We start from the raw sequence: 25,642 nt of genomic DNA, 5'->3' as shown, positions 1-25,642 counted from the left end.
GCTTATTGCGCCGCTCGCGCCGGTAACAGTTTCAGCGTACTGCGCGTATTTGCCGTCACCTCTTCCTCACTGAAATGCGCCTGCACATACATCCCGTCCACATACGCTTCCGCCTGATCGTCATAGTGGCTGTCGAACGGCACGCCGCTCTGGCCGACCGGGTTGATGGTCAGGCTGTGAGCCGGGTCGGCGAAGTCCACGAGCCGCCGGGTCGACGGGCCGTAGGTCACCGGCCACGGCGCGGGGCCGATCTTCGCCGAGAGGTTGTTCGGCACTTCATGGGAGCCCGGTGCGGCGAACGGGCCGACGTTGAAAATGCGATCCAGCGGTTTCTGCTGACCCAGCGGATGACCATGGGTCAGGGTGTGCGCCTTGCCCCATTGCCAGCCGGAAGCGTCGTCGCCGAGGGTCGACTTCAGGTGCGCCATGCTCGCCTGCCACGCGGCGCGCACGGTGTCGGCGCGGGTCTCCTTGTTCGGCGTGCTGCGGTTGTCCCACCACGGTGAATCGGCATTCGCCGCGAGCCTAGGCAGGGCTGCATCGATCACTCGGGTCGACAGCAGGGTTTCGAAGAAATCATTGCCCAGCTCATCGCGCATTGCCGCGTCGGCCAGGTCATAGAGGAACTGGTTGAACACCGTCGCACTGACGGAATCCAGCGGATAGTCGCCTTGCCACTGGGCCAGTTGCTCGACCAGTTTCATCTGCGCCGGATCATTCACCACTTCACGCAATACCGGCAGCAACGGCGCCAGCAGGCGCGGCCCGTAACCGGTGGCGGTGCCCAGTTGCAGCTTCTGGTTGGCCTCGTTGTCCCACTTCACGTTCTTGTCGGCGAGCTGGCGGTTGAGCTGCTGGCCACGGTCGGCGAGGTTGTAGTAGCCGGGGATCTCCATGCCGGTCGGTGACACGGGCTGGAAGTTGGCCGAGACGATATAGCCGCGCGCCGGGTTCTCTTCCTGCGGGTTGGCGCTGAACGGGAAGTAACCGTCCTTGTCCGCCTGATTGCCGCTGCCGTCGAGAATGAAGCCAGGCTTCACCCCGGCCGGTCGCTTGGGCAATAGCGCCGAGGCCCACCACGCGATATCGCCCTTGGCGTTGGCGTAGACGATGTTCAGCCCCGGCGCCTGCACCTTCGCGGCAGCGGCACGGGCTTTGGCCAGGGTGTCGGCGCGGTTGAGCTGGTAGAAACCTTCGAGGATCGGATTCGGTGTTTCGAGGAACGCCCACCACATCGCAATCGGGGTTTTCCCGGCGGCGCTGCCGAGGGCGTCGTTGACGATCGGCCCGTGGGGCGACTGACGCAGAGTGATGGTCACCGGGGTCTGGCCTTTCACGGCGATCTGCTGCTCGGTCTTGACCATGTCGGTCCACTCGCCGCGATACCAGACCTGATCCGGGTTGTCCGGATTGACCTTCTCGGCGATCAGGTCGAGGTCATCGTTCTGGAACATGGTCAGGCTCCAGCCGAAATCCAGGTTGTGGCCGAGAAACGCAAACGGCACCAGCGCCTGATGATGTCCGTAGAGTTCAAACCCCGGCGCCGACAACTGCGCCTCGTACCACACCGACGGCACCGAAAAACGAATGTGCGGATCGCCCGCCAGCAAAGGCTTGGCGCTCTTGCTGTGGCTGCCGGCGATCACCCAGGCGTTGCTGCCTTCGAACTGCGGCAGACCGTTGTCGATCAGCGCCTGTTCGCTGACGCGGGCGAGGGTGTTCAGGTCTTTCCAGTCTTCGGCGGCGAGGGCCGGTGCGGTGCCGGCGTGGCCCTTGGCGAGCACGCCCTTGGGCTGCCAGTCGAGGTCGAAGACGTTGAGGTAATCGGCGCCCAGTTGATCGCGCACGTAGGTCAGCAGCGGTTCGGTGCGAAACGCGGCGGCGAAGCTGTAGGCCATGTAGCCGGCGACGCTGATGCTGTCTTCGGCGGTGAACGGCCGCTTGGGGATGCCCAGCACGTCGAACTCCACCGGGGCGGCGTGCGAGTCCTGATATTGATTGATGCCGTCCAGATAGGCTTGCAGGGCCTTCCACGCCGGTGACTGCTTGTCGAGGCCGGCCACGTAACTGGCGGCACGCTCGCGAATGCGCAGGCTGCGGAACAGTTTGTCGGTGTCGAGCAGTTTCGGCCCGAGCACTTCGGCCAGTTCGCCCCGGGCCAGACGGCGCATGGCTTCCATCTGAAACAGGCGATCCTGGGCGTGCACGTAGCCAAGGGCACGATAGAGGTCGGCCTCGTTTTCGGCCCGGATGTGCGGCACGCCGCGCTCGTCGTAACGCACGGTCACCGAGCCTTGCAGGTTGCGCAGTTCCACCTGGCCCTGACGCGTCGGTTGCTTGCTGTAGAGGTAACCGCCGACCCCGATGGCGGAAATGACGATCAGCAACGCAAGTACGGTCAGGCCTTTTTTCATGAAAAATCTGCTCCCTGTCGTTCTATTTATATGAAGGCATTGATGGTGCTGATCTATTTGAGGATCGCAACCGGGATTTCATAACACAGTATTTCTTGAATAGGAAGTTTCCTTCAGGTTTTCGGGAAGTGCACTACAAGTTTGTTGTTGCTGCGTTTAACGGGGCGGGCCTATAAAAGACCTCGAGAAAAAGCAGAGGGCGAAAACAAAGTTCGCGAATTCAATACATGGAATAACTGACATGGAGAAGTCGTATGAGTGATATTGAAAATTATCTTGGACCTCACAGACAAACCGGGCCAGGCAGATATGAACTGGCCCCCATACCGGTTCGGGACAGGGCTCCGTCTCGATTGGGGCAGGGTGGGTTTTTCTCGGGAAGTTGGGGTTTGAATGAAGGACCGCATAGAGGAACAGGTCAAGGGTCTGGAAAACTTGATCCGTTAACTCCATTTATCTGGAATGATTTGATGCAGGAACAACAGAATGCTCAGGCATATATTGATCTTGAGTACGCTGGAGTATTCAGCAATATCGGCGCGGCATCAAACAATGAAGTAGAGCAGGCCAGGCAAGCAGCCAGTGCTGGACTTTCTTCGTCGCAAAAGGTCAAGGCCGATCAAGAAGTAACCATTCAGGTTATTCATTCAAAGTTGTTGGAGTATCGGGCTCATACCGAGACCGCTTACTCGCTGTATGGACATAATCCATTTTTCCTGATGAAGGATTTGTCCTTCAAGAAGATAAGAGACAGTCTGGCATTGCCGGTTCCGGATGTTTCCGTCGCTTATGCGGCCATCGACAGGGCCTATCGCTCGGCAATGGAGCTCCGGCGCCTTTCGTGGGTGATGGCTATCATCGCCAATCAACTTCCGGAGTTGGCCACAAGAAGAGCCCAGGTTGAGGCCGCGACGCCAACCACGAGGGACGCCCAGCAGATTCTTTCTGCCGAAAGGCTATCCGTGGTGAATCTGGAAACGAATATCCGCCTGCATTTCCTGCCGGGTTTTCTGGTTGAAAGAATCGCCGCTGCAGCGGGCTCAACCGGAGGCAGTCTCTCTCAAACACTCACAAATTATAAAATCGCAGCGGACAATATTCGTGCTGTTGAGCAAGCAGCTGTCCGGCCCTATGCAATCGCAAATCCGGGGATCAACGCCCCGTTGAGCAAGCCTGAGCTCGAGGCGCTGAAAAACCTGGTGGACTTGCAGGCCACGACCGAACTGGGCAAGCGCTGGCAGGACTATCACGCGTCACTCCTGCATTCGGAAAACGCCCGGCATATGGCAGGGGCGGCGGGCGCATTTGCCGCTCTGATCGCCCGCGCCCAGGAGGCGGAGCGGTTGCAGGAGCAGATACGCGTTGCCCGGGAGCAGGAAGCCCGGCGCCTGCAGGAACAGGCGCGTATTGCCGCGCAGGCTGAAGCCAGGCGTGTTGCCGCGGAGCAGGCACGTATTCGGGAGCAAGCTCGTATTGCCGCCGAAGCAGAGGCAAGGCGCCTTGCCGAGGAACAAGCGCGCATAGCGGCAGAGGCCATTCGCAACGCCCATACCTTCCGCGCGCCAGGTGCCGCTTCGGCTACAGGGCCGTTGTTCATGACATCAGCCGGAGCCGTGGCGGTTGTCGAGGCCGCTTCGGCCAGTCTGCAAGCGGCCGTTCGCAGCGCCATCGCGGGGTTAGGCAGCCTTGCGGCCAGTGTCGGGGCTGGCGCGGTCGTCGGTGTTTCAGCGTTGGTCTACTCGTCGAAACTGGGCAACGGCGAATTGCCTGACCGTTACGCGTTCAGCACGCCGCTGTCGGACCTCGCACCAGATTTCGCACCCGATCTGCACGCCATCGCGGCGGCTGGCGGGACGGTTGATCTGCCTTTCCGTGTCAGTTCAAAGACCGACGCGAGCGGGCAGTCAGAGGTTTTTGTCGTCAAGACTGATGGGCGGAATATTCCGTCGGCGGTCAGGGTAGTGGCAGCCTCCTACGACGCCGAACGCAACGTCTACACCGCGACCACCACCGATGTTCCGCCACGCACCCTGACGTGGACCCCGATCGTCAATCCGGGAAACAGCTCGACGACCTCACCGTACGGGCAACCGGATGTGCCTGCCTATACTGGGGCAACAGTGGTTCCGGTCGAGGGACGCCTCGATTCGTTCCCGGGCGTTTTCGAAGCCGGATTCGATGACTATGTGCTGGTGTTCCCGCAGGACTCCGGGCTGCCATCCAACTACACGATGTTTCGGGATCGGCGGGAGGATCCGGGCGTCGCGTCAGGTGTGGGGCAGGCGGTATCGGGCAACTGGCTCGGGAGCGCATCGCAGGGCGAAGGCGCGCCGGTGCCGGCGCAGATTGCCGATCAGTTGCGAGGGCGGGAGTTCAAGAATTTTCGGGCGTTTCGAGAGGCGTTTTGGAAGGCGGTGGCTGGGGATCCGGAGTTGGCGGCTCAGTTTGATCGCAGCGCGCTAGCTAGTATGAAAGACGGCCAATCGCCTTTTGTTAAAGAGAGTGAGCAAGTTGGGAAGCGTGTGAAGATTGAGTTGCATCACAGGAAATATATTTCTGAAGGTGGCGGGGTTTATGAGGTTGATAACATAGTCGCAATGACTCCAAAGAGACATATTGGTATGCATAGAGGGTCAGATAATGATTAAGTTAATTAGCGAAATGTCAGAGTCGGATTTTCTGAAGTTTGTTACGAGAATTTATGACAACGACTATGAAAGTGAAGAGGAACACATCGATGCCGTTTTTGAGTTCAAGGCCTTGAGTGAGCATCCATCTGGATCGGATCTGATTTTTTATCCAGAGCCAGGAAAAAGTGGACCGGCAGCTGTAGTTGCAGAGGTCAAAGCGTGGCGTGCAGTCAACGGAAAGTCTGGTTTTAAAGAGGTTTGATATTCATAAATGTGGTTGTGCCCCTGGCAATTTTGTCAGGGGCATTTTTACAGGGTGGTGTGGCTTGTTAAATATTTCGGACTATACGGAAAGAGAGTTCTTGGATTTTGTAATTTCAATTTGTGATGCTAGTGCTCGAACAGAGGAGGAAGATGTAAAACTGGTATTGGAATTCAGGCGGTTAACAGAGCATCCGGACGGCTCGGATCTGATCTACTACCCAAGAGATGATAGGGATGATAGTCCTGAAGGGATTGTAAAGGAGGTTAAAGAATGGCGCGCTGCTAATAACAAGCCCGGATTCAAGGCGGTTTAGTCTTTTACTGTCAATATGCTTCTAACGTCTTTGATTGATGCAATTTCTATATGTCAGCCCGAAGCCGTTCACTCCCCACCAACCCACGGGCAGTAGCAACCCACCGCCAACGTATGAGTCGCATTGACCGGGCGATCATCACTCAACGCTTGCAGGATCGGTTCGATAAAACTGTTGCTGGAGTTGCACGTCAGGCCTTCGCTGTACGGGCCGAAGTACGCCAGTTTGCCGCTGCGGTCCCAGATCGCCACGGCCGGGCTCGCGGGAATCTGTTCGGAGCCGGGCAGCACCGCGATGGTTTTGAGATTGCTGAGGGTGGCGGGCAACTGGCCGTGGCTGCCGGCCTTCTGCACCGCGAAGAATTCCACGCCCCTGGGGCCGAACTGTTCGACCATCTCGGTCAGGTGCTGTTGGTTGCCGACGTTGCATGGGCAGGCGGGATCCCAGAAGTGCACCAGACGGATATTGCCGGGGCCGGCGAGGTCGTCGGGCAGGCGCAACGGGTCGCCGGAGAACACCGCGGTGTGTTCGCTGAAAGCCCGCAGGTAGCGGCCCTGAAACCAGTCGTACGCGGCCCACAGCACGCCGGCACACACGATGGCGAGCAGGCTGGCAAACAGTGCGGTGCGGTGGGGCGAACGCATGGTTTTGATTCCTCAGAGGCGCGCTAGCTTGCCATGCTTGCCGCGACAGATGAATATCGCAGGCCGATAAAGTCCGTTTACCGTTCTGGAATTGCCCATGTCTGTTGCCTTCGATCCCGATCATCTGCGTGCGAGCCTCAAGCCTTTGGCCGAGTGGCAGCCGTTGTCCGAGGAGGCGAAGGCGTATCAGCGGTTCTACAAGACCGACTTTCCGGAACGCGATGTGTGGCGCGGCATGGGCCGGTTCGACATCGATGGCTATCAACTGGTCAGCCATTGCTGGTGGCCCGCGGAAACGGCCAAGGCCACGCTGTTTCTGGTGCACGGCTTTTATGACCACACCGGCCTGTACCGGCATGTGATCGAGTGGGCGCTGGATCAGGGCTTCGCGGTGATTGCCTGCGATCTGCCGGGGCATGGTCTGTCCAGTGGCGAGCGGGCGAGTATCCGCGATTTCTCCGAATATCAGGATGCGCTGCAAGGCCTGTTTGCCGAGGCGCGTTCGATTGCCCTGCCGCAGCCGTGGCACCTGTGCGGGCAAAGTACCGGAGGCGCGATCATTGTCGATCACGTGCTCAATCATGGTGAAAACAGTCCGGCCCAGGGACAGTTGATTCTGTTGGCGCCGCTGGTGCGTCCGCGTGCCTGGGGCTGGTCGCAGTTCAGTTATTACCTGTTGCGGCCCTTTGTCAGGGGCATCGCCCGGCGCTTCAGCGAGAACTCCAACGACCCGGATTTCCTGCCGTTCCTGCAGGCCGATCCGTTGCAGCCAAAACGCTTGCCGACCGCGTGGGTCGGGGCGTTGTCGCGCTGGATCAACCGGGTGGAATACGCGAAAAAAAGTCCGCGTCGGCCGCTGATCGTTCAGGGCCAGGCGGACATGACCGTGGACTGGCAGCACAACCTGCAAGTGATGAAATGGAAGTTCGACCGGCCGCAGATTCTGTTGCTGGCCGAGGCACGGCATCACCTGGCCAACGAGACGGCGGAAATGCGCGAGGAATATTTCGAGTTCTTGAGCAAACGGATCAAGGGCCGGAATCACTCGTGATCCTGAGGGCCCCTTCGCGAGCAAGCTCGCTTGTATGTTTAGACTTGAAGGGGTGGGCGGGACTAAAAGCTCGATTCCGACTCTAGCCAGTACGGACCGTGGGAGACTTCTCGTCCCGCCCTTTCTACCTAAAGCGCCGATAAGGAATTCATCGGTAAAACCGACGATAGAGGCAAGCCAGCGCTACGGTAGACCCCGACAAGCTCTTAAACCCTAGCTCCGAGGATTCGTCATGACAATCCTTACCTCGCCAACGGTGATTGGTGTCGATGTGGCCAAGGCCGAAATCGTCGTTTACCGCGAAGATCTGAAAATTATCCAGGTCATCAACAACGACCGCACGTCTGTAGGTCGTTGGCTGAAGACCCTGCCCGCACAAAGCTCGATCGCCCTGGAAGCCACTAATCTCTACCACCTGGACACGGCCGAACTGGCCCATGGTATGGGGCATCGGGTTTACGTCGTGGACCCTTACCGGGTGAGCCATTACCGCGAAAGCATCGGTCAGCGTGCAAAAACCGACCCTTGTGATGCACGTCTTCTGGCGCGTTATCTAACCAGTGAACAGCACCGGCTGCGGGTCTGGAGCCCACCACCACGGCACTACACGGTGTTGAAAAGTCTGCTTAACAAGCGTGCGCAGCTGATGAAGGCCCGAGTCAGTATCATGCTGAGCTGGTCAAACGAACCTCTTCTTGAAGATCTTTTGGCCCATGGGTTGGAGCATTTCAAACAGCTTGATCAGGCCATTCAGGAATTACTTCGCAAAGTCAGCCAAGAGGCCGGCATTAGCGAAAACATCAGACGCTGCAAAGCTATTGAAGGGATTGGTGAACTCACGGCAACGGGCTTGGCAACTACGTATATGCGAGGTGAGTTCGCCAGCGCCGATGCGTTCATCGCCTTTCTGGGAATGGATTTGAAGGCAAAGGACTCAGGCAAGAAACACAGTCCTCGCCACTTGAGCAAAAAAGGTGACGGGGAATTACGGCGTCTCCCACAATAGATCGCAATCCTTTGTGGGAGCGAGCTTGCTCGCGAAGGCGGTCGGTCAGGCAGCAGAGATTTATTGATTCAGGTTCGAGGTGCTCTGGCCCACGGCCAGCCCGGCGCGGATTGCTGCCAGTGCGGCCTGATAGTAGGCCTTGCCTTCGGTGGATTCGGCAAAGGTCGCGAACTCTTCCAGTTCTTCATCCGACAGGTCGCGATAGACGTACAGCAGCGTGTTGTTCAGATCGGCACCGATCTGATCCATCAGACGCTGGCGTTGACCATTCAACATGCCCTGGGCCTGACCGCCGCCGAGCAGGCCGGGGATCATCGAGCTCAGGCTGTCCGCCGCCACGCCGGCAATCGCCAGGCTGACTTCGGCACCGGCTTCACGGGCGGGCAAGGCTTGGGCGAGGTGACCAATGATCAGCAAACGACTGTCGCTGGCCGGCATCTTCGGCAGGCCCTTGGCGTTTTTTGCCAATTGATCGCGACGGGTCGCCAGCAGTTCGGCGGCGACGATCTTCTTGCCCAGCGGTGACTGAAAGAATGACAGGGCCGGTTTCGGGTCGGCGAGGTTCTTGCGCAGCTGTGCTTCGGCGCGTTGATCCACGGCCTGGGGGGCGAAGCGCTGATTGCTGTTGTTCACCAGCGCCTGAAACACCGCCGGCGGCAGGCTGTTCTGGTAACGCTGCTGCGCGGCACTCAGGGCGTCGTTGAAATGCGCGCGTTGTTCTGGCCAGCCGGCGACCTTGTACAACTGGTCGTGGCCGTCCGCCCAGGCGGGCAAAACGCAGAACATCAACAGTGAAAAAAGCAAACGGCGCATAAGGACTCCTGTCGGCAGCCGACTATTCTCCGTGCGGTGCCAGTACTTGTCGAGAATTCGTATCAAGCCGCCGCGTGGCTCTGTCGGATTTCTTGCCGCAGGCATACTATGCGCGCCATGCAAATATCCTCTGATCACCCGCTGCTGTTACGTATCGTCGACGACCTGGCCGAGCGCGGCTGGTCGCAGCAGAACATTTTCCTGCCTGCGGATTTGACCCGCGCACTGGCGGCCGAGTGCCGCAAACGTGACGCCGAAGGTGAACTGGCGCCGGCGGGGGTCGGACGTGGCCCGTTTTCGGAGATCCGCGAGGGGATTCGCGGCGACCATATCCAATGGATCGACCCTGGTCAGGCCGAAGCCAGTGACCGCTACCTGAACCTGATGGACAGCCTGCGCGAAGCGCTCAACCGGGGCCTGTTCCTCGGGCTGGAAGACTTCGAATGCCATTTCGCCCTTTACCCACCGGGTGCGTTCTACCGCAAGCATGTCGACCGTTTCCGCGACGATGACCGGCGCATGGTCTCGGCGGTGATCTACCTCAATGACGGCTGGCTGCCGGAGGATGGCGGGCAGCTGCGCATGTACCTGGAGAATGACCGCGTTCATGACGTACAGCCTACGGGCGGTTGTCTGGTGGTGTTTCTCTCCGGCGAAGTCCCTCACGAAGTGTTGCCAGCCAGTCGCGAGCGGCTGTCGCTGACAGGCTGGTTCCGCCGCCGTGGCAACGAGCCGTTCTGAGATGCACAGGATTTTGGTCAGTCGCTGCCTGCTGGGCCATCGCGTGCGTTACGACGGTGGGGCCAGCGGGCCGTTCGATCTGCTGGAACAGTGGATTGCCGAAGGGCGCGTAGTGCCGCTGTGCCCGGAAGTCGCCGGTGGTTTGCCGACGCCACGGGCAGCGGCAGAGATTCCGGGCGGGCAGGGTAGCGAAGTGTTGGACGGGCTCGCTTCGGTGATCACTACCGAGGGCGAAGATGTCAGTGCGCAGTTTCTGGATGGTGCGCGGCAGGCGCTGGCGCTGGTGCAGAAGCACGGGATTCGGGTGGCGGTGCTCAAGGCCAACAGTCCTTCGTGTGGGAATCTGTTGACCTATGACGGGACGTTCAGTGGGGTGAAGGTGAGTGGCGAGGGCGTTACCGCCGCGTTGCTGAAGCGCCATGGCGTACAGGTCTTCAGCGAACTCGAACTGCCGCAAGCCGCACAGGCCCTCAGCTTGCTCGACTAGTCACGTTCACTTCAGTTTTCCGTAGCCTGCACACTCAACCACTTCTTCGACAACGCCTCCAGCCGCCCATCCGCCCTGATCCGCTGCAAGGCATTCTCCAGGCTCGCGTGAAACGCCGGGTTGCCCTTCTGAAACGGAATCGCCAGATCCACCGGCGGCCCGACCTTCGGTTTCTCTTCAGTCAGCGCCTGCACCAGAACCATCGGCCGAGGTTGCTCGTCCTTTTTCGCCAGCAATTGCGCATTGACCTGCGTGTAAGGTTCGCTGACGTCGAAACGATCCTTGAGCTCGGGTGTCAGTGCTATGTGGTTGAGCGCGACGTCGTACTTGCCGCTTTCAACGCCCTGGAGCAGATCGGCTTCGTCGGTGACGATGAAGTCGGCGCGCACATCCAGTTCGTTGGCCAGCAGTTGCCCAAGCTCGACCTCGAACCCCGTGAGCGTGTCGCCGTCCTTGAAATTGAAGGGCGGTGTATTAGCCTCAAGGGCTATGCGCAACTCGCCACGGTCGTAGACGTCATCAATCAGTTCGGCATGAGCCAGAGGGCTCAGAAGGGGAAGCAGGCAGATCAGGCCAGGCAGAAAACGCATGGTCACTCCTTTGAAATCGATATCGGCCTGTTTTCCAGGCTCGCTTTGCTATGGTTGTCGAGTGCCTTCGACAACGAATGGTCATGAAGTTGTCATGACCGTGCGGATTTTACGGAAAAACTGGAGAAGAAAATGAAAAGCTTTATGTCACGTGCAGCGTTGGCCGGTGTGCTGATGGGTGTTTCGGTACTGGCCAGTGCGGCCACACCGGCACCGAAGGGCGCCGAAGTGTTCATCGTTTCTCCCGAGGACGGAGCCACGGTTCCGCAGACCTTCACGGTCAAGTTCGGTGTAAAGGACATCGCGCTGGCACCGGCCGGTGACGTCACCAAGAACACCGGTCATCACCATCTGCTGATCGACGCCAAGGAAATCGTTCCGGCCGGCTCCGTCGTGCCGACCGACGCCAACCACATGCACTTCGGCAAGGCGCAGACCCAGGCCGACATCAAGCTCGCGCCGGGCAAGCACACCCTGCAGCTGGAGCTGGGTGACAGCGGCCACATGGCGTTCGATCCACCGATCGTGTCGAAGAAGATCACCGTCAACGTCGAATGACGTTTTCGCGTGCATGAAAAAGGGAGCCCGAAGGCTCCCTTTTTTGTCGCTCAACGCTTGATCAGAACAACACGCGGCTACGGATGGTGCCGTTGACGTGTTGCAGCTTCTCTTGCGCCAGCTCCGAGTACTCGGCGTCGACGTCGATCACCACGTAGCCGACCTTCTCGTTGGTCTGCAGGAACTGACCGGAGATGTTGATGCCGTTTTCGGCGAAGACCTTGTTGATCTCGCTCATCACACCCGGGATGTTCTCGTGGATGTGCAGCAGGCGGTGCTTGCCAGGGTGAGCCGGCAGGGCCACTTCCGGGAAGTTCACGGACGATACCGAAGTACCGTTGTCGCTGTACTTGACCAGTTTTTCTGCCACTTCCAGACCGATGTTGGCCTGCGCTTCAGCGGTGGAACCGCCGATGTGCGGGGTCAGGATCACGTTGTCCAGGCCACGCAGCGGGCTTTCGAACTCTTCGTCATTGGAGCGCGGCTCGACCGGGAACACGTCGATGGCGGCGCCGATCAGGTGTTTGTCCTTGATCGCAGCGGCCAGGTGATCCAGCTCGACCACGGTGCCGCGTGCAGCGTTGATCAGGATGCCGCCCTTCTTGATGGCGCGGATTTCCTTCTCGCCGATCATCCACTGGGTCGCAGCGGTTTCCGGAACGTGCAGGGTGACGATGTCGGACATGCCCAGCAGCTCGTGCAGGTTGCCGACCTGGGTCGCGTTGCCCAGTGGCAGCTTGGTCACGGTGTCGTAGAAGAACACCTGCATGCCCAGGCCTTCAGCCAGGACCGACAGCTGAGTACCGATCGAGCCGTAGCCGACGATGCCCAGTTTCTTGCCACGGATCTCGAAGGAGTTGGCTGCGGACTTGATCCAGCCGCCACGGTGGCAGGAAGCGTTTTTCTCAGGGATGCCGCGCAGCAGCAGGATCGCTTCGGCCAGCACCAGCTCGGCAACGGAGCGGGTGTTGGAGTACGGCGCGTTGAACACGGCGATGCCGCGCTCGCGGGCCGCTTCCAGGTCAACCTGGTTGGTGCCGATGCAGAAACAGCCGACCGCGACCAGCTTCTTCGCGTGATCGAAGATCTCTTCGGTCAGCTGGGTGCGCGAACGAATGCCGATGAAGTGAGCGTCAGCGATCTTTTCCTTGAGCTGGGCTTCCGGCAGGGAGCCTGTCAGGTATTCGATGCTGGTGTAGCCCGCCGCCTTGAGGACGTCGACAGCCGATTGGTGGACGCCTTCGAGAAGAAGGAACTTGATCTTGCTCTTATCGAGAGAAGTCTTGCTCATCTGCGTAAACCTGTATCCCGGAGAAAAATGGCAGGAAATGGTCAACAGACATTGACCTGGACGACAAGAAAGCCGTCACCGCAGAACCGGCCTTGGGCACTGGCCTGCGGGGTCGGTATGCTAGCATAGCCACCCCGCTAAACACTCATTCCTGCGACGTGAAGCGTTCTCAGGATGACCATGAATTGTTCGAGAGTTCCGTCGATGACCAATCCTGCCCTGATTGATGAACTGAAGACCCTGGTCGAGCCTGGCAAGGTCCTGACCGATGCCGACTCCCTGAACGCTTACGGCAAGGACTGGACCAAGCACTTCGCCCCGGCGCCCAGTGCCATTGTGTTCCCCAAGACCATCGAGCAGGTGCAGGCCGTCGTCCGCTGGGCCAACGAACATAAAGTGGCGCTGGTGCCGTCGGGCGGGCGAACCGGGCTTTCCGCCGCGGCCGTGGCCGCCAATGGCGAAGTGGTCGTGTCGTTCGACTACATGAATCAGATTCTGGATATCAACCTGACCGACCGCACCGCCGTCTGTCAGCCGGGCGTGGTCACCGAGCAATTGCAGAACGCCGCCGAAGAACATGACTTGTACTACCCGGTGGACTTCGCTTCGGCCGGTTCCAGCCAGATTGGCGGCAACATCGGCACCAATGCCGGCGGGATCAAGGTCATTCGCTATGGCATGACCCGCAATTGGGTGGCGGGCATGAAAGTGGTGACCGGCAAGGGCGATGTGCTGGAACTCAACAAAGACCTGATCAAGAACGCCACCGGTTATGACCTGCGGCAGCTGTTCATCGGCGCTGAAGGCACTCTCGGTTTTGTGGTCGAGGCCACCATGCGCCTGGATCGTGCACCAAAAAACCTGACTGCGATGGTCCTCGGCACCGCCGATTTCGATTCGATCATGCCGGTGCTGCACGCCTTTCAGGGTCGACTCGACCTGACCGCGTTCGAATTTTTCTCCGACAAGGCCTTGGCCAAGGTCATGGGCCGTGGCGATGTTCCGGCGCCGTTCGAAACCGATTGCCCGTTTTATGCCTTGCTGGAATTCGAGGCGACCACCGAAGAAGTGGCCAACACCGCCCTGGAAACCTTCGAGCATTGCGTGGAGCAGGGCTGGGTGCTGGACGGCGTGATGAGCCAGAGCGAAACCCAGTTGCAGAACCTGTGGAAGCTGCGCGAGTACATCTCCGAAACCATCTCCCACTGGACGCCGTACAAGAACGACATCTCGGTCACCGTCTCGAAAGTCCCGGCGTTCCTGCAGGAAATCGACGCGATCGTCGGCGAACACTATCCGGATTTCGAAATCGTCTGGTTCGGCCACATCGGCGACGGCAACCTGCACCTGAACATCCTCAAGCCGGACAACCTGAGCAAGGACGAGTTTTTCGCCAAGTGCGCCACCGTCAACAAGTGGGTGTTCGAAACCGTCGAGAAGTACAACGGTTCGATTTCCGCCGAACACGGCGTGGGCATGACCAAGCGCGACTACTTGACCTACAGCCGCTCGCCGGTGGAAATCGAATACATGAAAGCGGTCAAGGCGGTGTTCGACCCGAACGGCATCATGAACCCGGGCAAGATCTTCGCGGTTTGATTGGCAATCCCTGATGAATCAATGAAGGCAGGAGTCGGTAATGAGCTATCAGCACCAGTATGTCGACGGTACGCGGATTCATTTTCCGCTGGGGAAAGTGGTGTGCATCGGGCGTAACTACGCCGAGCACGCCAAGGAACTGGACAACCCGGTGCCTACCGAGCCGTTGCTGTTCATCAAGCCCGGCAGTTGCGTGGTGCCGCTGGAAGGCGGTTTCAGCATTCCGACCGAGCGTGGCTCGGTGCATTACGAGGCGGAAATCGCCGTGTTGATCGGCAAGCCGCTGTCGACCAAGCCGAGCCGCGAAGAAGTGCTGGACGCGATCTCCGGTTTCGCCCCGGCGCTGGACCTGACCCTGCGCGACAAGCAGGCCGAGCTCAAGTCCAAGGGCCTGCCGTGGGAAATTGCCAAGTCGTTCGACGGCGCGGCGGTGATTGCCCCGTTCGTGGTCGGCAGTACCTTCGCCGACCTGACCGACATCGGTATCCGCCTGACCATCAACGGCGAAGTGCGCCAGGACGGCAACAGCAGCGCAATGCTCAACCCGATCGTGCCGATGATCCAGCACATGGCCGGCTGCTTTTCGCTGCAGGCCGGTGACGTGATCCTGACCGGTACGCCGGTGGGCGTCGGCCCGCTGAACGTTGGCGATGAGATCGTGCTGGAACTACCGGGCGCCAGTCGCTTCACCAGCAGCGTTCGCTGACTGCAACACTGAAATAGCTATGTGGGAGCCAGCCTGCTGGCGATGACGGATTGTCAGTTGATGTTTCATTCGACTGATACACCGCCATCGCCAGCAGGATGGCTCCCACATTTTTGTGTTGCAGCTCGCAAACACATAAGGCATTCCGGCCATTTGCCGTTTTTTTCACATTTTGTCCGGATAATTCCGGTCATTCTGGCGTCTGAGCCGGCCTCTTTGTGCTATTACCCGTAGCCTGAATTTTCGGAACGCGTCCTTTGATGTCATCTCAAACTCAGCTCAAACCCGCCCGCCGTTCACGCTTCGCCCTGCGTTGGTATTCCTGGCTGTTGTTGGCAGCCGCCGCTGCGTACGGGCTGGCGTTTGCCATGCATTGGGATGACCGTGGCCTGTTGTGGGTGCTGGAGCGTTTCGAAAGCCCGGCCGAGAAACAGGAAAGCGTCTGGCTCCCGGACTACCGGGTGGTCATCGACGCCAAGCTGCTGCCGGGCATGGAAAAGGACGAAGCTTCGGACCTCTCCTATAACCCGCAGACCAAAAGCCTGTTTTCGGTGATGGGCAAGAATCCTTTCCTGGTCGAGCTGACTCTGCAGGGTGACGTGCTGCGCAAGATGCCGCTGGTGGGCTGGAGCAATCCCGAAGGCCTGACGGTGATGGAAAACGGCTTGATGGCAATTGTCGACGAGCGCGAGCACATGCTCTCCATCGTCAAGGTCGATGCCGAAACCCGCGAACTGAAGCGCGACGATTTCCCGAAATACGACCTCGGCCCGTCGAAAGACCAGAACAAAGCCTTCGAAGCCATCACCTGGGACGCCCGCAATCAGCAATTGCTGCTGGGCGAAGAGCGTCCGCCTGCGCTGTTCACCTGGAAAAGCGACGGCAGCCAGACGCTCAAGGGCGACAAGCAGAAACTCGACAGCGATGAACTGGACCTGCGCAACCTTTCGGCTTTGTCGATCGACCCGCGCACCGGCCACACCCTGGTGTTGTCCGCCGATTCGCATTTGCTGCTGGAGCTGGACGAGAGGGGCGAACAAGTCAGCTTCATGACCCTGCTCGGCGGTTTCAACGGCTTGAAGAAAACCATTCCCCGCGCCGAAGGCGTGACCATGGACGAGGCGGGCACGCTGTACATGGTCAGCGAGCCGAACCTGTTCTACCGCTTCGAAAAGCAGAAGTAACGACTCCTACAGCAATTGCAGATCTGTGCAGTTGTGGCTTGAGGCAAGTGGCCATTAAGCTTCAGTTCAGACAGGCGTGATATTTCATCCGCCTGTTTTGACTCCGAGCCTGCCCGAATGCGTCGACTTGCCCGCCCCAAGCCTTTGTTCATCATCCTGTCGGTGATTGCCCTGATCGCGCTGATTGCGATCGGGCAATACATGCGACTGTTCGAGCGTGCCTGGTTCAACCTGCATACGCTCTGGCAGCCGATGAGCAGCCAGTCCATCGGGCTGGATAAGTATCGGGTGGAAATCGAAGCGAAGGTCATCGACGGGCTGAACGACGACGTCTCGGCGCTGACCTACGATCCGGTGCGCAAGAGTCTGTTCACGGTCACCAACAAGAATGCCGAGCTGATCGAGCTGTCGCTGGACGGCGCGATCCTGCGCCGTGTCGCCTTGATCGGCTTCGGCGATCCGGAGGCGGTGGAGTTCATCAGCGCCGACACCTATGTGATCACCGATGAACGCCAGCAACGGCTGATCAAGATCCACCTGGAACACGACACCACGTTCCTCGATGCGGCGGATGCCGAGCAAATGACCCTCGGTGTGCACATGAGCGGCAACAAGGGCTTTGAAGGCCTGGCTTACGACTCGGTGGGCAAGCGCCTGTTCGTGGCCAAGGAGCGGGATCCGATGCTGATCTATGAAGTGCACGGTTTTCCGCACTTCAATCCGGAAAAATCCTACGCGGTACACGTCATCAATAACCCCAAGCGCGATGCCGGGATGTTCGTGCGCGATCTGTCGAGCCTGCAATACGACGAGCGCAGCGGCCATTTACTGGCGCTGTCCGACGAGTCACGGCTGATTCTGGAACTGGATGTGGACGGGCGCCCGTTGAGCACCCTGTCGTTGAGCGGTGGCCGGCAGGGCCTGAAGAAAACCGTGCCGCAGGCGGAAGGTATCGCGATGGATGACGACGGGACGTTGTATCTGGTGAGCGAGCCGAATCTGTTTTATGTCTTCAGGAAGCCTGCGCAGAATTAACCAACACCACAAAACACTGTGGGAGCTAGCAAGCTAGCTCCCACAGGTTTTTCATCTGCCCACAAATATGTGGGCAGCCTGGTTTATTCAGCTTTGAGGGTCTTCACGCCTTCGCTGGTACCCAGCAACAACAGATCCGCCGGGCGCGCCGCAAACAAACCGTTGGTGACCACGCCGACGATCGCGTTGATCTGCGCTTCCAGCTCCACCGGGTTGGTGATTTGCAGGTTGTGCACGTCGAGGATGATGTTGCCGTTGTCGGTCAGCACGCCTTCGCGGTAGACCGGGTCGCCGCCCAGTTTCACCAGTTGGCGGGCCACATGGCTGCGGGCCATCGGGATCACTTCCACCGGCAGCGGGAACGCGCCGAGCACCGGCACCAGTTTGCTGGCGTCGGCGATGCAGATGAAAGTCTGGGCCACGGCCGCGACGATCTTCTCGCGGGTCAGGGCTGCGCCGCCGCCCTTGATCAGGTTCAGGTGTTCGTCGCTTTCATCGGCGCCGTCGACGTAGAACTCCAGGTTGCTCACGGTGTTCAGCTCGTACACCGGAATCCCGTGGCCCTTGAGGCGCGCGGCGGTGGCTTCGGAGCTCGCGACCGCGCCATCGAACGCGCCCTTGTGCTGGGCCAGGGCGTCGATGAAGCAGTTGGCGGTGGAGCCGGTGCCGACGCCGACGATGCTCTTGTCGTCGAGTTTCGGAAGGATGAAGTCGACGGCGGCCTGGGCCACGGCCTGTTTGAGTTGATCCTGGGTCATGCGGGCTCCGGAAGCGGGCAAGGTAAGAACGGAAAGGCCGGCATTATAGCCTCAAGCCGGGCTAAAACCTCTGCATTCGTGTGGTCGTCCGGCCGAAAGCCGGGTTAGACTCGCTGGTCCCGCCCAACCGCCAGTGATGCTTTCCGATGCTCGAACAGTACGTCAAGAAGATCCTCACCTCGCGCGTTTATGACGTTGCCGTAGAAACCCCGCTGCAGAACGCCCGCCAGCTCTCCGAGCGGTTGGGCAACGACATCTGGCTCAAGCGCGAAGACTTGCAGCCGGTGTTCTCGTTCAAGATTCGCGGCGCCTACAACAAGCTGACCCAGTTGAGCGACGAAGAGCGCGCTCGCGGCGTGGTCACCGCGTCGGCGGGCAACCATGCGCAGGGCCTGGCCCTGGCGGCGAAAGTGTTGGGCGTGAAAGCGACCATCGTGATGCCCAAGACCACCCCGGAGATCAAGGTCGAAGGCGTGCGCTCCCGTGGCGGCAAGGTGGTGCTGCACGGCGACTCCTTCCCGGAAGCCCTGGCCTACTCGCTGAAACTGGTCGATGAAAAAGGCTACGTCTACATCCACCCGTACGACGATCCGCACACCATTGCCGGGCAGGGCACCGTGGCGATGGAAATCCTGCGCCAGCACCCGCAGCCACTGGACGCGATCTTCGTTCCGGTGGGCGGCGGCGGTCTGATCGCCGGCATCGCGGCGTACGTGAAATACCTGCGCCCGGACATCAAGGTCATCGGCGTCGAGCCCGATGACTCCAACTGCTTGCAAGCGGCAATGGCCGCAGGCGAGCGCGTGGTACTGCCGGCCGTGGGCATCTTCGCCGACGGCGTGGCGGTGGCGCAGATCGGCCAGCACACCTTCGACATCTGCAAGGATTACGTCGACGAAGTGATCACCGTCAGCACCGACGAAATCTGCGCGGCGATCAAGGACATTTACGACGATACACGCTCGATCACCGAACCGGCCGGCGCCCTCGGCGTGGCCGGGATCAAGAAGTACGTCGAGCAGCGCGGCGTCAGCGGCAAGACCTTCGTGGCCATCGACTCCGGGGCCAACGTCAACTTCGACCGCTTGCGCCACGTCGCCGAGCGCGCCGAACTGGGTGAAGGCCGCGAAGCGATCATCGCCGTGACCATCCCGGAGAAGGCCGGCAGCTTCAAGGCTTTCTGCGAGGCCATCGGCAAACGCCAGATCACCGAATTCAACTACCGCTATAACAATGGCAGCGAAGCGCACATCTTCGTCGGCGTGCAGACCCACCCGGACAACGACCCGCGCAGCGCACTGCTGGCGAGCCTGACCGAGCAGGGTTTCCCGGTGCTCGACCTGACCGACAACGAACTGGCCAAGCTGCACATCCGCCACATGGTCGGCGGTCGTGCGGCGCACGTGGTCGATGAAGTGGTGCTGCGCTTTGAGTTCCCGGAGCGTCCGGGCGCGCTGTTCAACTTCCTCAACAAACTCGGCGGGCGCTGGAACATCTCGATGTTCCACTACCGCAACCACGGTGCGGCGGACGGCCGCGTGGTGGCGGGTCTGCAAGTGCCCCACGACGAACGTCATCTGGTGCCTGCAGCCCTTGAGGAAATCGGCTACCCGTACTGGGACGAAAGCGACAACCCGGCCTATCAGCTGTTTCTTGGCTGAACGGCTACGCTGATGGGCAGGCCATAAGGAAATCGGATCATGGAAACGTTAACCGCCCTGAAAGCGGCGCACATGCTGGCGACTGCGGTGCTGTTGCTCGGTGCGCTGGGCCTGGGAATCTGGGTCTGGCGCGCACGGCGCAAGGGTGACGCGACGGCGGGCAGCCGTACGTTGCAGCGGCCATGGCTGTTTGTCTGGCTGTTGATCGTGCTGGCGCTGGTGAGCATGCCGTTCACCGGCTGGTGGATGGTGCATCTGGTGGGCTGGCCGCTGGGGCAGACGTGGATTCTGGCGTCGAGCGTGCTCTACACGGTGGCGGCGCTGGCGTGGTTCTGGCTGCTGGTGCGTTTGAACCGGTTGCGCAAGGCGCCGGGCGGCGTGGGCCGGTTCAGCCTGGGGCTGGCGTTGTTCGGGCTGGTCTGCTTTATCGCGATTGCCGGGTTGATGGGCGCCAAGCCGGTTTAAGGCCTGGCGCCTGCTGCGGTCTCAGTCGCGCAGCGAAATCACCGGCCAGCCACGCTTCTCAGCCTCGGCCCGCAGGTTCGGATCCGGATCAACTGCCACCGGATTCGCCACCTGCTCCAGCAGCGGCAGGTCATTCATCGAGTCGCTGTAGAAATAGCTGCCTTCCAGCGAATGCCCGGTTTCTTCCAGCCAGCGGTTCAGGCGTGTCACCTTGCCTTCGCGGAAGCACGGCACATCGGTGCTGCGCCCGGTGTAGCGGCCGTCCTGCATCTCGCACTCGGTGGCGATCAGGGTTTCAACGCCCAGGCGTACCGCAATCGGCGCGGTGACGAAGCGGTTGGTGGCGGTGATGATCACCAGTTTGTCGCCGGCATCGCGGTGCTTTTTCAGCAACTCAAGCGCCTTCGGCAGCATGATCGGCTCGATGCAGTCGCGCATGTAATCGTTGTGCCACTGCTCAAGCACGGCCATCTCGGTGCGGCCGAGAATTTCCAGGCAGAAGTTCAGGTAGGCCGCGTTATCCAGTTTGCCGGCCAGGTAATCCTGATAGAACTCGTCGTTGCGCGTCTTGTAGGCGATCGGGTCGAGGAAGCCGCGTTCGCACAGATAATCGCCCCAAGCGTGATCGCTGTCGCCGCCCAGAAGGGTGTTGTCCAAATCGAATAAAGCCAGGCGCATTGCAGTTACCCGCTGAAAAGTCAGTAAAAAGGCCACAAGAATACGGTCTTTTCACAAGAGTGCACATAAGCTCGGAACCTTCGTTGCCGCCTTCACAACCTTTGTGGAACAATGCGGCGACATGCGTTTGCGAGGTTGTTGCCGTGATCGACCCCGATGGTTTCCGCCCTAATGTCGGGATCATTCTGACGAATGACGCCGGCCAGGTGCTATGGGCTCGCCGTATCAATCAAGATGCCTGGCAGTTTCCGCAAGGGGGAATCAATCCCGAGGAGACGCCGGAAGACGCCTTGTACCGCGAGCTGAACGAAGAAGTTGGCCTGGAACGCGAAGATGTTGAAATACTGGCCTGCACCCGAGGCTGGTTGCGCTATCGTTTGCCGCAACGTCTGGTGCGAACCCACAGCCAACCGCTGTGCATCGGCCAGAAACAGAAATGGTTTCTCCTGCGCCTGATCTCCAACGAGCAGCGGGTGCGGATGGATTTGACCGGTAAACCGGAGTTCGATGGCTGGCGCTGGGTCAGTTATTGGTATCCGTTGGGCCAGGTGGTGACATTCAAGCGCGAAGTGTATCGCCGCGCTCTCAAAGAGCTTGCCCCGCGCCTTTTAGCGCGCGACTGACGACGGAGTTCGACCCCGAGCCATGCTCAATACGCTGCGCAAGATCGTCCAGGAAGTTAACTCCGCCAAGGATCTCAAGGCGGCGTTGGGGATTATTGTGTTGCGCGTCAAAGAGGCCATGGGCAGCCAGGTCTGCTCGGTCTACCTGCTTGATCCAGAGACCAACCGCTTCGTGCTGATGGCCACCGAGGGCTTGAACAAGCGCTCGATCGGCAAGGTCAGCATGGCGCCCAACGAAGGTCTGGTCGGCCTGGTCGGCACGCGTGAAGAACCCCTGAACCTCGAAAACGCCGCGGATCACCCGCGCTACCGCTACTTCGCCGAAACCGGCGAAGAGCGCTACGCCTCGTTCCTCGGGGCGCCGATCATTCACCACCGCCGCGTCGTCGGCGTGTTGGTCATCCAGCAGAAAGAACGCCGCCAGTTCGATGAAGGTGAAGAAGCCTTCCTCGTGACCATGAGCGCGCAGCTCGCCGGGGTAATCGCCCACGCCGAGGCCACAGGTTCCATCCGTGGTCTGGGCCGTCAGGGCAAGGGCATTCAGGAAGCCAAGTTCGTCGGCGTACCGGGTTCGCCGGGTGCGGCGGTCGGTACTGCGGTGGTCATGCTGCCGCCGGCGGATCTGGACGTGGTGCCGGACAAGACCATCACCGACATCGACGCGGAACTGGCGCTGTTCAAGACCGCCATCGAAGGTGTGCGCGCCGACATGCGTGCGTTGTCGGCCAAGCTGGCGACCCAGCTGCGTCCGGAAGAGCGTGCGCTGTTCGACGTCTACCTGATGATGCTCGACGATGCCTCGCTGGGCAGCGAAATCACCAACGTGATCAAGACCGGCCAGTGGGCCCAGGGCGCGTTGCGTCAGGTCGTGACCGATCACGTCAATCGTTTTGACTTGATGGACGACGAGTACCTGCGTGAGCGGGCGTCGGACGTCAAGGACCTGGGCCGACGCCTGCTGGCCTATCTGCAGGAAGAGCGTCAGCAGAACCTGGTCTACCCGGAAAAGACCATTCTGGTCAGCGAAGAACTGACGCCGGCGATGCTCGGCGAGGTGCCGGAAGGCACGCTGGTCGGTCTGGTATCGGTGCTCGGTTCGGGTAACTCTCACGTCGCGATCCTGGCCCGGGCCATGGGTATCCCGACGGTGATGGGTGTAGTCGACTTGCCATACGCCAAGGTCGATGGCATTCCGATGATCGTCGACGGGCTCAAGGGCGAAATCTACACCAACCCGAGCGAAGTGCTGATCAAGCAGTTCGCCGAGGTGGTGGAAGAAGAGAAACAACTGGCGCTGGGTCTCGACTCCCTGCGCGACCTGCCGTGCGTGACCCTCGATGGTCACCGCATGCCGCTGTGGGTCAACACCGGCCTGCTGGCCGATGTGGCGCGGGCGCAGAAGCGCGGCGCCGAAGGCGTTGGTCTGTATCGCACCGAAGTGCCGTTCATGATCAACCAGCGCTTCCCGAGCGAGAAGGAACAACTGGCGATCTACCGCGAGCAGCTTGCCGCGTTCCATCCGCAACCGGTGACCATGCGCAGCCTGGACATCGGCGGTGACAAGTCGCTGTCCTACTTCCCGATCAAGGAAGACAACCCGTTCCTCGGCTGGCGCGGGATCCGCGTCACCCTCGACCACCCGGAAATCTTCCTGGTGCAGACCCGCGCGATGCTCAAGGCCAGCGAAGGCCTGAACAACCTGCGGATCCTGCTGCCGATGATCTCCGGCATCCACGAGCTCGAAGAGGCGCTGCACCTGATCCACCGGGCCTGGGGCGAAGTGCGCGACGAAGGCACCGACGTGCCGATGCCGCCGGTGGGCGTGATGATCGAAATTCCTGCGGCGGTTTACCAGACCAAAGAGCTGGCGCGGATGGTGGACTTCCTGTCGGTCGGCTCCAACGACCTGACCCAGTACCTGCTGGCGGTGGACCGCAACAATCCACGGGTGGCCGACCTCTACGACTACCTGCACCCGGCGGTGCTGCAAGCCCTGCAAACCGTCGTGCGCGACGCCCATGCCGAAGGCAAGCCGGTGAGCATCTGCGGTGAGATGGCCGGTGACCCGGCGGCGGCGGTGCTGTTGATGGCGATGGGTTTCGACAGCCTGTCGATGAACGCCACCAACCTGCCGAAGGTGAAATGGATGCTGCGTCAGATCAACCTGAGCAAGGCCAAGGATCTGTTGGCGGAACTGATGACCATCGACAACCCGCAGGTTATCCACAGCTCGCTGCAACTGGCGCTGAAGAACCTTGGGTTGGCGAAGATGGTCAATCCGGCGGCGGTCAAACCCCTCTAGACCGAGTCGCGCCAATCGCGAGCAGGCTCGCTCCCACAAGGCAATGTATTCCAATGTGGGAGCGAGCCTGCTCGCGATGGCGTCAGTTCAGGCGCCGCTAAATCAGAATCTCAACTTCCCCCAGATGCCCGCCATACGGCCCAAAACTGCGCTCCACCATCCGCCGCGTCCCGTCCGCCTGCACAATCAACGCCGTACTCGCCCGAGTCCCATAGCTTTGGCTGGCAATAAACACACTCGACAACAACGACTCGGTCGCCAGGCCCACGCCGGTGTCCGGCAAATCAGCAAACGGCGCCGTTTGCGCATCCCCCAACAACGCCAACAACCGCTCGGGCTGCGGATCATCCAGCACCGCACTCAATGCCGCCTTGGCCTTGAGCAGTTTCGGCCACGGCGTATCCAGCCCGGCGTTGGACAGTCCATAAACGCCGGGCTGCAGCATCACCGGCTCCGAAGACCGCGCATTGAAGTGCCACAGCTCGTTGGCATTGCCCAGCAGCAGGTTGAACCCGGCATATTCCGGCGAACGGGCGACAACATCGGACAAGTAGTCATCGATCGACAGGTTTCCGGTCAGAAAACCCGCCACCAGCTCGCCCCGAGAGCGTCGCGCCGGCGGCTGATGGGGATCGCGAATGTTGGTCAGCGCCGCAAAACGACCGTTGGCACCAAGGCCGAGCCAGGTGCCCCCGGCCTCAAGATCCCGCCCGGCATGAACATGCGGCGACTCGGGCCACTGGGCCAGGGGCAGGCTGGGCCGGGCGTAGAACTCGTCACGGTTGGCCGCGACGATCAGCGGCTGGGCATGCCCCGGTCGCCAGGCGAAAACAATCAGGCACATAAGGTGGTCCTTGTGTGTTTTTTGCCCACTCTACGCAGACATCGTCCGTGCATCCATCGCCAGTGGAGCCGAAGGGTATCCATCCGTTACCATGCCGCTCCGGTTTTGGGGATGCGCCTTGGGAGGCAGTCATGGAATTTCTGCTCTATCTGGCGCTGGGCGCCTGTGCGGGCGTATTGGCCGGGCTGTTCGGGGTGGGCGGCGGGATCATCATCGTCCCGGTGCTGGTGTTCAGTTTCACCTTGCAGGGCTTCGATCCGTCGATCCTGACCCATTTGGCGGTCGGCACGTCCCTGGCGACGATCATCTTCACGTCGGTCAATGCGGTGCGCGAGCATCATCGACGCGGCGCCGTGCGCTGGCCGATCTTCAAGTGGATGACCGTCGGGATTCTGCTCGGTGCAGGCTTCGGGGCGCTGACCGCCGAAGCGATCTCCGGGCCCAACCTGCAAAAGATCATCGGTGTGTTCGCCCTGGTGATCGCGACGCAACTGGCGCTGGACGTCAAACCCAAGGCCAGCCGAACGGTGCCCGGCAAACTCGGTCTGACCATGGCCGGCAGTGTGATCGGCTGGGCGTCGGCGATTTTCGGGATTGGCGGCGGCTCGCTAACCGTGCCGTTCCTGACCTGGCGCAGCGTGCCGATGCAGCAGGCCGTGGCGACATCGTCAGCCTGTGGCCTGCCAATCGCTGTCGCCAGTGCAATAAGTTTCATGATTCTGGGCTGGCATGATCCGTTGCTGCCGGCCCATAGTCTCGGTTTTGTGTATTTGCCGGCACTGCTCGGCATTGCGCTGACCAGCATGGTGTTCGCCCGTCTCGGCGCGCGGCTGGCGCACAGGTTGTCGCCGAAGTTGCTTAAACGGTTGTTCGCGGCTTTGCTGTTTTGCGTGGGCCTGAGCTTTCTGTTCTGAGCCGTCTGTTTTGGCCGGTCGCAATCCTGGCTTAATCCTGAGGTGACAGCGTCGCCCGGGAATTTTTGAA

General features: G+C 60.3%; 25 protein-coding genes. 17 read left to right on the top strand and 8 right to left on the bottom strand.

The annotated features are described in order from the left end of the window. Positions 1–2: 2 nt before the first annotated feature. Positions 3–2,414: a penicillin acylase family protein gene (locus tag LOY31_RS27745; RefSeq protein WP_258712558.1), complete on the bottom strand. Its 2,412-nt coding sequence runs from the start codon at positions 2,412–2,414 to the stop codon at positions 3–5. Between the two features lie 254 nt (positions 2,415–2,668). Between LOY31_RS27745 and LOY31_RS27740 the strand changes: the two genes are divergently transcribed. The 3 genes from LOY31_RS27740 to LOY31_RS27730 all read left to right on the top strand — a co-directional run bounded on the left by LOY31_RS27740 (position 2,669) and on the right by LOY31_RS27730 (position 5,622). After that, entirely contained in the window at positions 2,669–5,062 is a 2,394-nt protein-coding gene (locus tag LOY31_RS27740) for an S-type pyocin domain-containing protein (protein ID WP_258712557.1), read from the top strand. Then, positions 5,055–5,306 carry a bacteriocin immunity protein gene (locus LOY31_RS27735; protein ID WP_085605966.1) on the top strand — a complete coding sequence of 84 codons (252 nt, stop codon included), beginning with the start codon at positions 5,055–5,057 and terminating at the stop codon, positions 5,304–5,306. The genes LOY31_RS27740 and LOY31_RS27735 overlap by 8 nt, the downstream gene beginning before the upstream one ends. Positions 5,307–5,370: 64 nt before the next feature. Beyond that, positions 5,371–5,622: a bacteriocin immunity protein gene (locus LOY31_RS27730; RefSeq protein WP_084776922.1), complete on the top strand. Its 252-nt coding sequence runs from the start codon at positions 5,371–5,373 to the stop codon at positions 5,620–5,622. A 68-nt stretch (positions 5,623–5,690) separates the two neighbouring features. Here LOY31_RS27730 and LOY31_RS27725 read toward each other — a convergent pair whose 3' ends face one another. After that, positions 5,691–6,266 (bottom strand): DUF6436 domain-containing protein, encoded by a 576-nt coding sequence (locus tag LOY31_RS27725; protein ID WP_085605962.1) that lies wholly within the window; start codon positions 6,264–6,266, stop codon positions 5,691–5,693. A gap of 97 nt (positions 6,267–6,363) precedes the next feature. On the opposite strand from LOY31_RS27725, the gene LOY31_RS27720 reads away from it, so the two are divergent. Continuing rightward, complete coding sequence (locus LOY31_RS27720; protein ID WP_258712556.1) at positions 6,364–7,317, top strand: alpha/beta hydrolase; 954 nt, start codon at positions 6,364–6,366, stop codon at positions 7,315–7,317. Between the two features lie 232 nt (positions 7,318–7,549). Then, the gene (locus tag LOY31_RS27715; RefSeq protein WP_258712555.1) at positions 7,550–8,323 is read left to right on the top strand and encodes a transposase; all 774 of its coding nucleotides are present in this window, start codon (positions 7,550–7,552) and stop codon (positions 8,321–8,323) included. 60 nt (positions 8,324–8,383) lie between these two features. On the opposite strand, the gene LOY31_RS27710 is transcribed toward LOY31_RS27715, so the two are convergent. After that, a complete protein-coding gene (locus tag LOY31_RS27710; RefSeq protein ID WP_007953496.1) occupies positions 8,384–9,136 on the bottom strand; it encodes a DUF2059 domain-containing protein in 753 nt (250 codons plus the stop codon). 108 nt (positions 9,137–9,244) lie between these two features. On the opposite strand from LOY31_RS27710, the gene LOY31_RS27705 reads away from it, so the two are divergent. Both LOY31_RS27705 and LOY31_RS27700 read left to right on the top strand, forming a co-directional pair. Then, on the top strand, positions 9,245–9,877 hold the full coding sequence (locus LOY31_RS27705; protein WP_007953495.1) for a 2OG-Fe(II) oxygenase: 633 nt from the start codon (positions 9,245–9,247) through the stop codon (positions 9,875–9,877). Between the two features lies 1 nt (position 9,878). Further along, positions 9,879–10,364: a DUF523 domain-containing protein gene (locus tag LOY31_RS27700; RefSeq protein WP_258712554.1), complete on the top strand. Its 486-nt coding sequence runs from the start codon at positions 9,879–9,881 to the stop codon at positions 10,362–10,364. A gap of 11 nt (positions 10,365–10,375) precedes the next feature. Here the strand turns inward: LOY31_RS27700 and LOY31_RS27695 are convergent, their stop codons facing one another. Then, on the bottom strand, positions 10,376–10,954 hold the full coding sequence (locus tag LOY31_RS27695) for a transporter substrate-binding domain-containing protein (protein WP_085605955.1): 579 nt from the start codon (positions 10,952–10,954) through the stop codon (positions 10,376–10,378). 132 nt (positions 10,955–11,086) lie between these two features. Between LOY31_RS27695 and LOY31_RS27690 the strand changes: the two genes are divergently transcribed. Continuing rightward, entirely contained in the window at positions 11,087–11,512 is a 426-nt protein-coding gene (locus tag LOY31_RS27690) for a DUF4399 domain-containing protein (protein ID WP_007953489.1), read from the top strand. A gap of 61 nt (positions 11,513–11,573) precedes the next feature. On the opposite strand, the gene serA is transcribed toward LOY31_RS27690, so the two are convergent. Beyond that, positions 11,574–12,803: a phosphoglycerate dehydrogenase gene (gene serA, locus LOY31_RS27685; RefSeq protein ID WP_007953487.1), complete on the bottom strand. Its 1,230-nt coding sequence runs from the start codon at positions 12,801–12,803 to the stop codon at positions 11,574–11,576. A gap of 204 nt (positions 12,804–13,007) precedes the next feature. Between serA and LOY31_RS27680 the strand changes: the two genes are divergently transcribed. The 4 genes from LOY31_RS27680 (at position 13,008) to LOY31_RS27665 (ending at position 17,327) form a co-directional block, all read left to right on the top strand. Continuing rightward, a complete protein-coding gene (locus tag LOY31_RS27680) occupies positions 13,008–14,402 on the top strand; it encodes an FAD-binding oxidoreductase (RefSeq protein WP_039765411.1) in 1,395 nt (464 codons plus the stop codon). 40 nt (positions 14,403–14,442) lie between these two features. After that, positions 14,443–15,108 carry a fumarylacetoacetate hydrolase family protein gene (locus tag LOY31_RS27675; protein WP_007953483.1) on the top strand — a complete coding sequence of 222 codons (666 nt, stop codon included), beginning with the start codon at positions 14,443–14,445 and terminating at the stop codon, positions 15,106–15,108. Between the two features lie 260 nt (positions 15,109–15,368). Then, on the top strand, positions 15,369–16,292 hold the full coding sequence (locus LOY31_RS27670) for an SdiA-regulated domain-containing protein (RefSeq protein WP_258712552.1): 924 nt from the start codon (positions 15,369–15,371) through the stop codon (positions 16,290–16,292). Between the two features lie 117 nt (positions 16,293–16,409). Next, complete coding sequence (locus LOY31_RS27665) at positions 16,410–17,327, top strand: SdiA-regulated domain-containing protein (protein ID WP_258712551.1); 918 nt, start codon at positions 16,410–16,412, stop codon at positions 17,325–17,327. Between the two features lie 83 nt (positions 17,328–17,410). Here the strand turns inward: LOY31_RS27665 and rpiA are convergent, their stop codons facing one another. Next, positions 17,411–18,085 (bottom strand): ribose-5-phosphate isomerase RpiA, encoded by a 675-nt coding sequence (rpiA, locus tag LOY31_RS27660; protein ID WP_007953476.1) that lies wholly within the window; start codon positions 18,083–18,085, stop codon positions 17,411–17,413. 146 nt (positions 18,086–18,231) lie between these two features. On the opposite strand from rpiA, the gene ilvA reads away from it, so the two are divergent. Together ilvA and LOY31_RS27650 are read left to right on the top strand one after the other, a co-directional pair. Continuing rightward, the gene (gene ilvA / locus LOY31_RS27655; protein ID WP_007953475.1) at positions 18,232–19,746 is read left to right on the top strand and encodes a threonine ammonia-lyase, biosynthetic; all 1,515 of its coding nucleotides are present in this window, start codon (positions 18,232–18,234) and stop codon (positions 19,744–19,746) included. A 39-nt stretch (positions 19,747–19,785) separates the two neighbouring features. Continuing rightward, the gene (locus tag LOY31_RS27650) at positions 19,786–20,211 is read left to right on the top strand and encodes a DUF2269 family protein (RefSeq protein ID WP_127800482.1); all 426 of its coding nucleotides are present in this window, start codon (positions 19,786–19,788) and stop codon (positions 20,209–20,211) included. Positions 20,212–20,232: 21 nt separating this feature from the next. Here the strand turns inward: LOY31_RS27650 and LOY31_RS27645 are convergent, their stop codons facing one another. Further along, complete coding sequence (locus tag LOY31_RS27645; protein WP_258712550.1) at positions 20,233–20,889, bottom strand: HAD family phosphatase; 657 nt, start codon at positions 20,887–20,889, stop codon at positions 20,233–20,235. Between the two features lie 143 nt (positions 20,890–21,032). Here LOY31_RS27645 and LOY31_RS27640 point away from each other — a divergent pair, with 143 nt between their 5' ends. Then, entirely contained in the window at positions 21,033–21,512 is a 480-nt protein-coding gene (locus LOY31_RS27640; protein ID WP_003229203.1) for an RNA pyrophosphohydrolase, read from the top strand. A gap of 22 nt (positions 21,513–21,534) precedes the next feature. Beyond that, positions 21,535–23,814 (top strand): phosphoenolpyruvate--protein phosphotransferase, encoded by a 2,280-nt coding sequence (ptsP, locus tag LOY31_RS27635; protein WP_007953470.1) that lies wholly within the window; start codon positions 21,535–21,537, stop codon positions 23,812–23,814. Between the two features lie 97 nt (positions 23,815–23,911). Here ptsP and LOY31_RS27630 read toward each other — a convergent pair whose 3' ends face one another. Continuing rightward, a complete protein-coding gene (locus tag LOY31_RS27630) occupies positions 23,912–24,658 on the bottom strand; it encodes an NRDE family protein (protein ID WP_258712549.1) in 747 nt (248 codons plus the stop codon). Positions 24,659–24,789: 131 nt separating this feature from the next. Here LOY31_RS27630 and LOY31_RS27625 point away from each other — a divergent pair, with 131 nt between their 5' ends. After that, positions 24,790–25,572: a sulfite exporter TauE/SafE family protein gene (locus tag LOY31_RS27625; RefSeq protein ID WP_258712548.1), complete on the top strand. Its 783-nt coding sequence runs from the start codon at positions 24,790–24,792 to the stop codon at positions 25,570–25,572. Positions 25,573–25,642: the final 70 nt, after the last annotated feature.

The sequence above is a fragment of the Pseudomonas sp. B21-021 genome (assembly GCF_024749205.1).
GTDB classification, from domain to species: Bacteria; Pseudomonadota; Gammaproteobacteria; order Pseudomonadales; family Pseudomonadaceae; genus Aquipseudomonas; species Aquipseudomonas paraglycinae.
The sequence above is the reverse complement of the archived record's forward strand: the minus strand, read 5'-3'. Positions and strand labels throughout refer to the sequence as shown.

Coding starts and splice junctions, on each gene's coding strand:
- LOY31_RS27710 (WP_007953496.1), bottom strand. CDS start 9,136: ATGCGCCGTTTGCTTTTTTCACTGTTGATGTTCTGCGTTTTGCCCGCC.
- LOY31_RS27690 (WP_007953489.1), top strand. CDS start 11,087: ATGAAAAGCTTTATGTCACGTGCAGCGTTGGCCGGTGTGCTGATGGGT.
- LOY31_RS27630 (WP_258712549.1), bottom strand. CDS start 24,658: ATGTGCCTGATTGTTTTCGCCTGGCGACCGGGGCATGCCCAGCCGCTG.
- LOY31_RS27735 (WP_085605966.1), top strand. CDS start 5,055: ATGATTAAGTTAATTAGCGAAATGTCAGAGTCGGATTTTCTGAAGTTT.
- serA (WP_007953487.1), bottom strand. CDS start 12,803: ATGAGCAAGACTTCTCTCGATAAGAGCAAGATCAAGTTCCTTCTTCTC.
- ilvA (WP_007953475.1), top strand. CDS start 18,232: ATGCTCGAACAGTACGTCAAGAAGATCCTCACCTCGCGCGTTTATGAC.
- LOY31_RS27715 (WP_258712555.1), top strand. CDS start 7,550: ATGACAATCCTTACCTCGCCAACGGTGATTGGTGTCGATGTGGCCAAG.
- LOY31_RS27650 (WP_127800482.1), top strand. CDS start 19,786: ATGGAAACGTTAACCGCCCTGAAAGCGGCGCACATGCTGGCGACTGCG.
- LOY31_RS27745 (WP_258712558.1), bottom strand. CDS start 2,414: ATGAAAAAAGGCCTGACCGTACTTGCGTTGCTGATCGTCATTTCCGCC.
- LOY31_RS27725 (WP_085605962.1), bottom strand. CDS start 6,266: ATGCGTTCGCCCCACCGCACCGCACTGTTTGCCAGCCTGCTCGCCATC.
- LOY31_RS27680 (WP_039765411.1), top strand. CDS start 13,008: ATGACCAATCCTGCCCTGATTGATGAACTGAAGACCCTGGTCGAGCCT.
- LOY31_RS27625 (WP_258712548.1), top strand. CDS start 24,790: ATGGAATTTCTGCTCTATCTGGCGCTGGGCGCCTGTGCGGGCGTATTG.
- LOY31_RS27645 (WP_258712550.1), bottom strand. CDS start 20,889: ATGCGCCTGGCTTTATTCGATTTGGACAACACCCTTCTGGGCGGCGAC.
- LOY31_RS27675 (WP_007953483.1), top strand. CDS start 14,443: ATGAGCTATCAGCACCAGTATGTCGACGGTACGCGGATTCATTTTCCG.
- LOY31_RS27665 (WP_258712551.1), top strand. CDS start 16,410: ATGCGTCGACTTGCCCGCCCCAAGCCTTTGTTCATCATCCTGTCGGTG.
- LOY31_RS27705 (WP_007953495.1), top strand. CDS start 9,245: ATGCGCGCCATGCAAATATCCTCTGATCACCCGCTGCTGTTACGTATC.
- LOY31_RS27695 (WP_085605955.1), bottom strand. CDS start 10,954: ATGCGTTTTCTGCCTGGCCTGATCTGCCTGCTTCCCCTTCTGAGCCCT.
- LOY31_RS27700 (WP_258712554.1), top strand. CDS start 9,879: ATGCACAGGATTTTGGTCAGTCGCTGCCTGCTGGGCCATCGCGTGCGT.
- rpiA (WP_007953476.1), bottom strand. CDS start 18,085: ATGACCCAGGATCAACTCAAACAGGCCGTGGCCCAGGCCGCCGTCGAC.
- ptsP (WP_007953470.1), top strand. CDS start 21,535: ATGCTCAATACGCTGCGCAAGATCGTCCAGGAAGTTAACTCCGCCAAG.
- LOY31_RS27720 (WP_258712556.1), top strand. CDS start 6,364: ATGTCTGTTGCCTTCGATCCCGATCATCTGCGTGCGAGCCTCAAGCCT.
- LOY31_RS27670 (WP_258712552.1), top strand. CDS start 15,369: ATGTCATCTCAAACTCAGCTCAAACCCGCCCGCCGTTCACGCTTCGCC.
- LOY31_RS27740 (WP_258712557.1), top strand. CDS start 2,669: ATGAGTGATATTGAAAATTATCTTGGACCTCACAGACAAACCGGGCCA.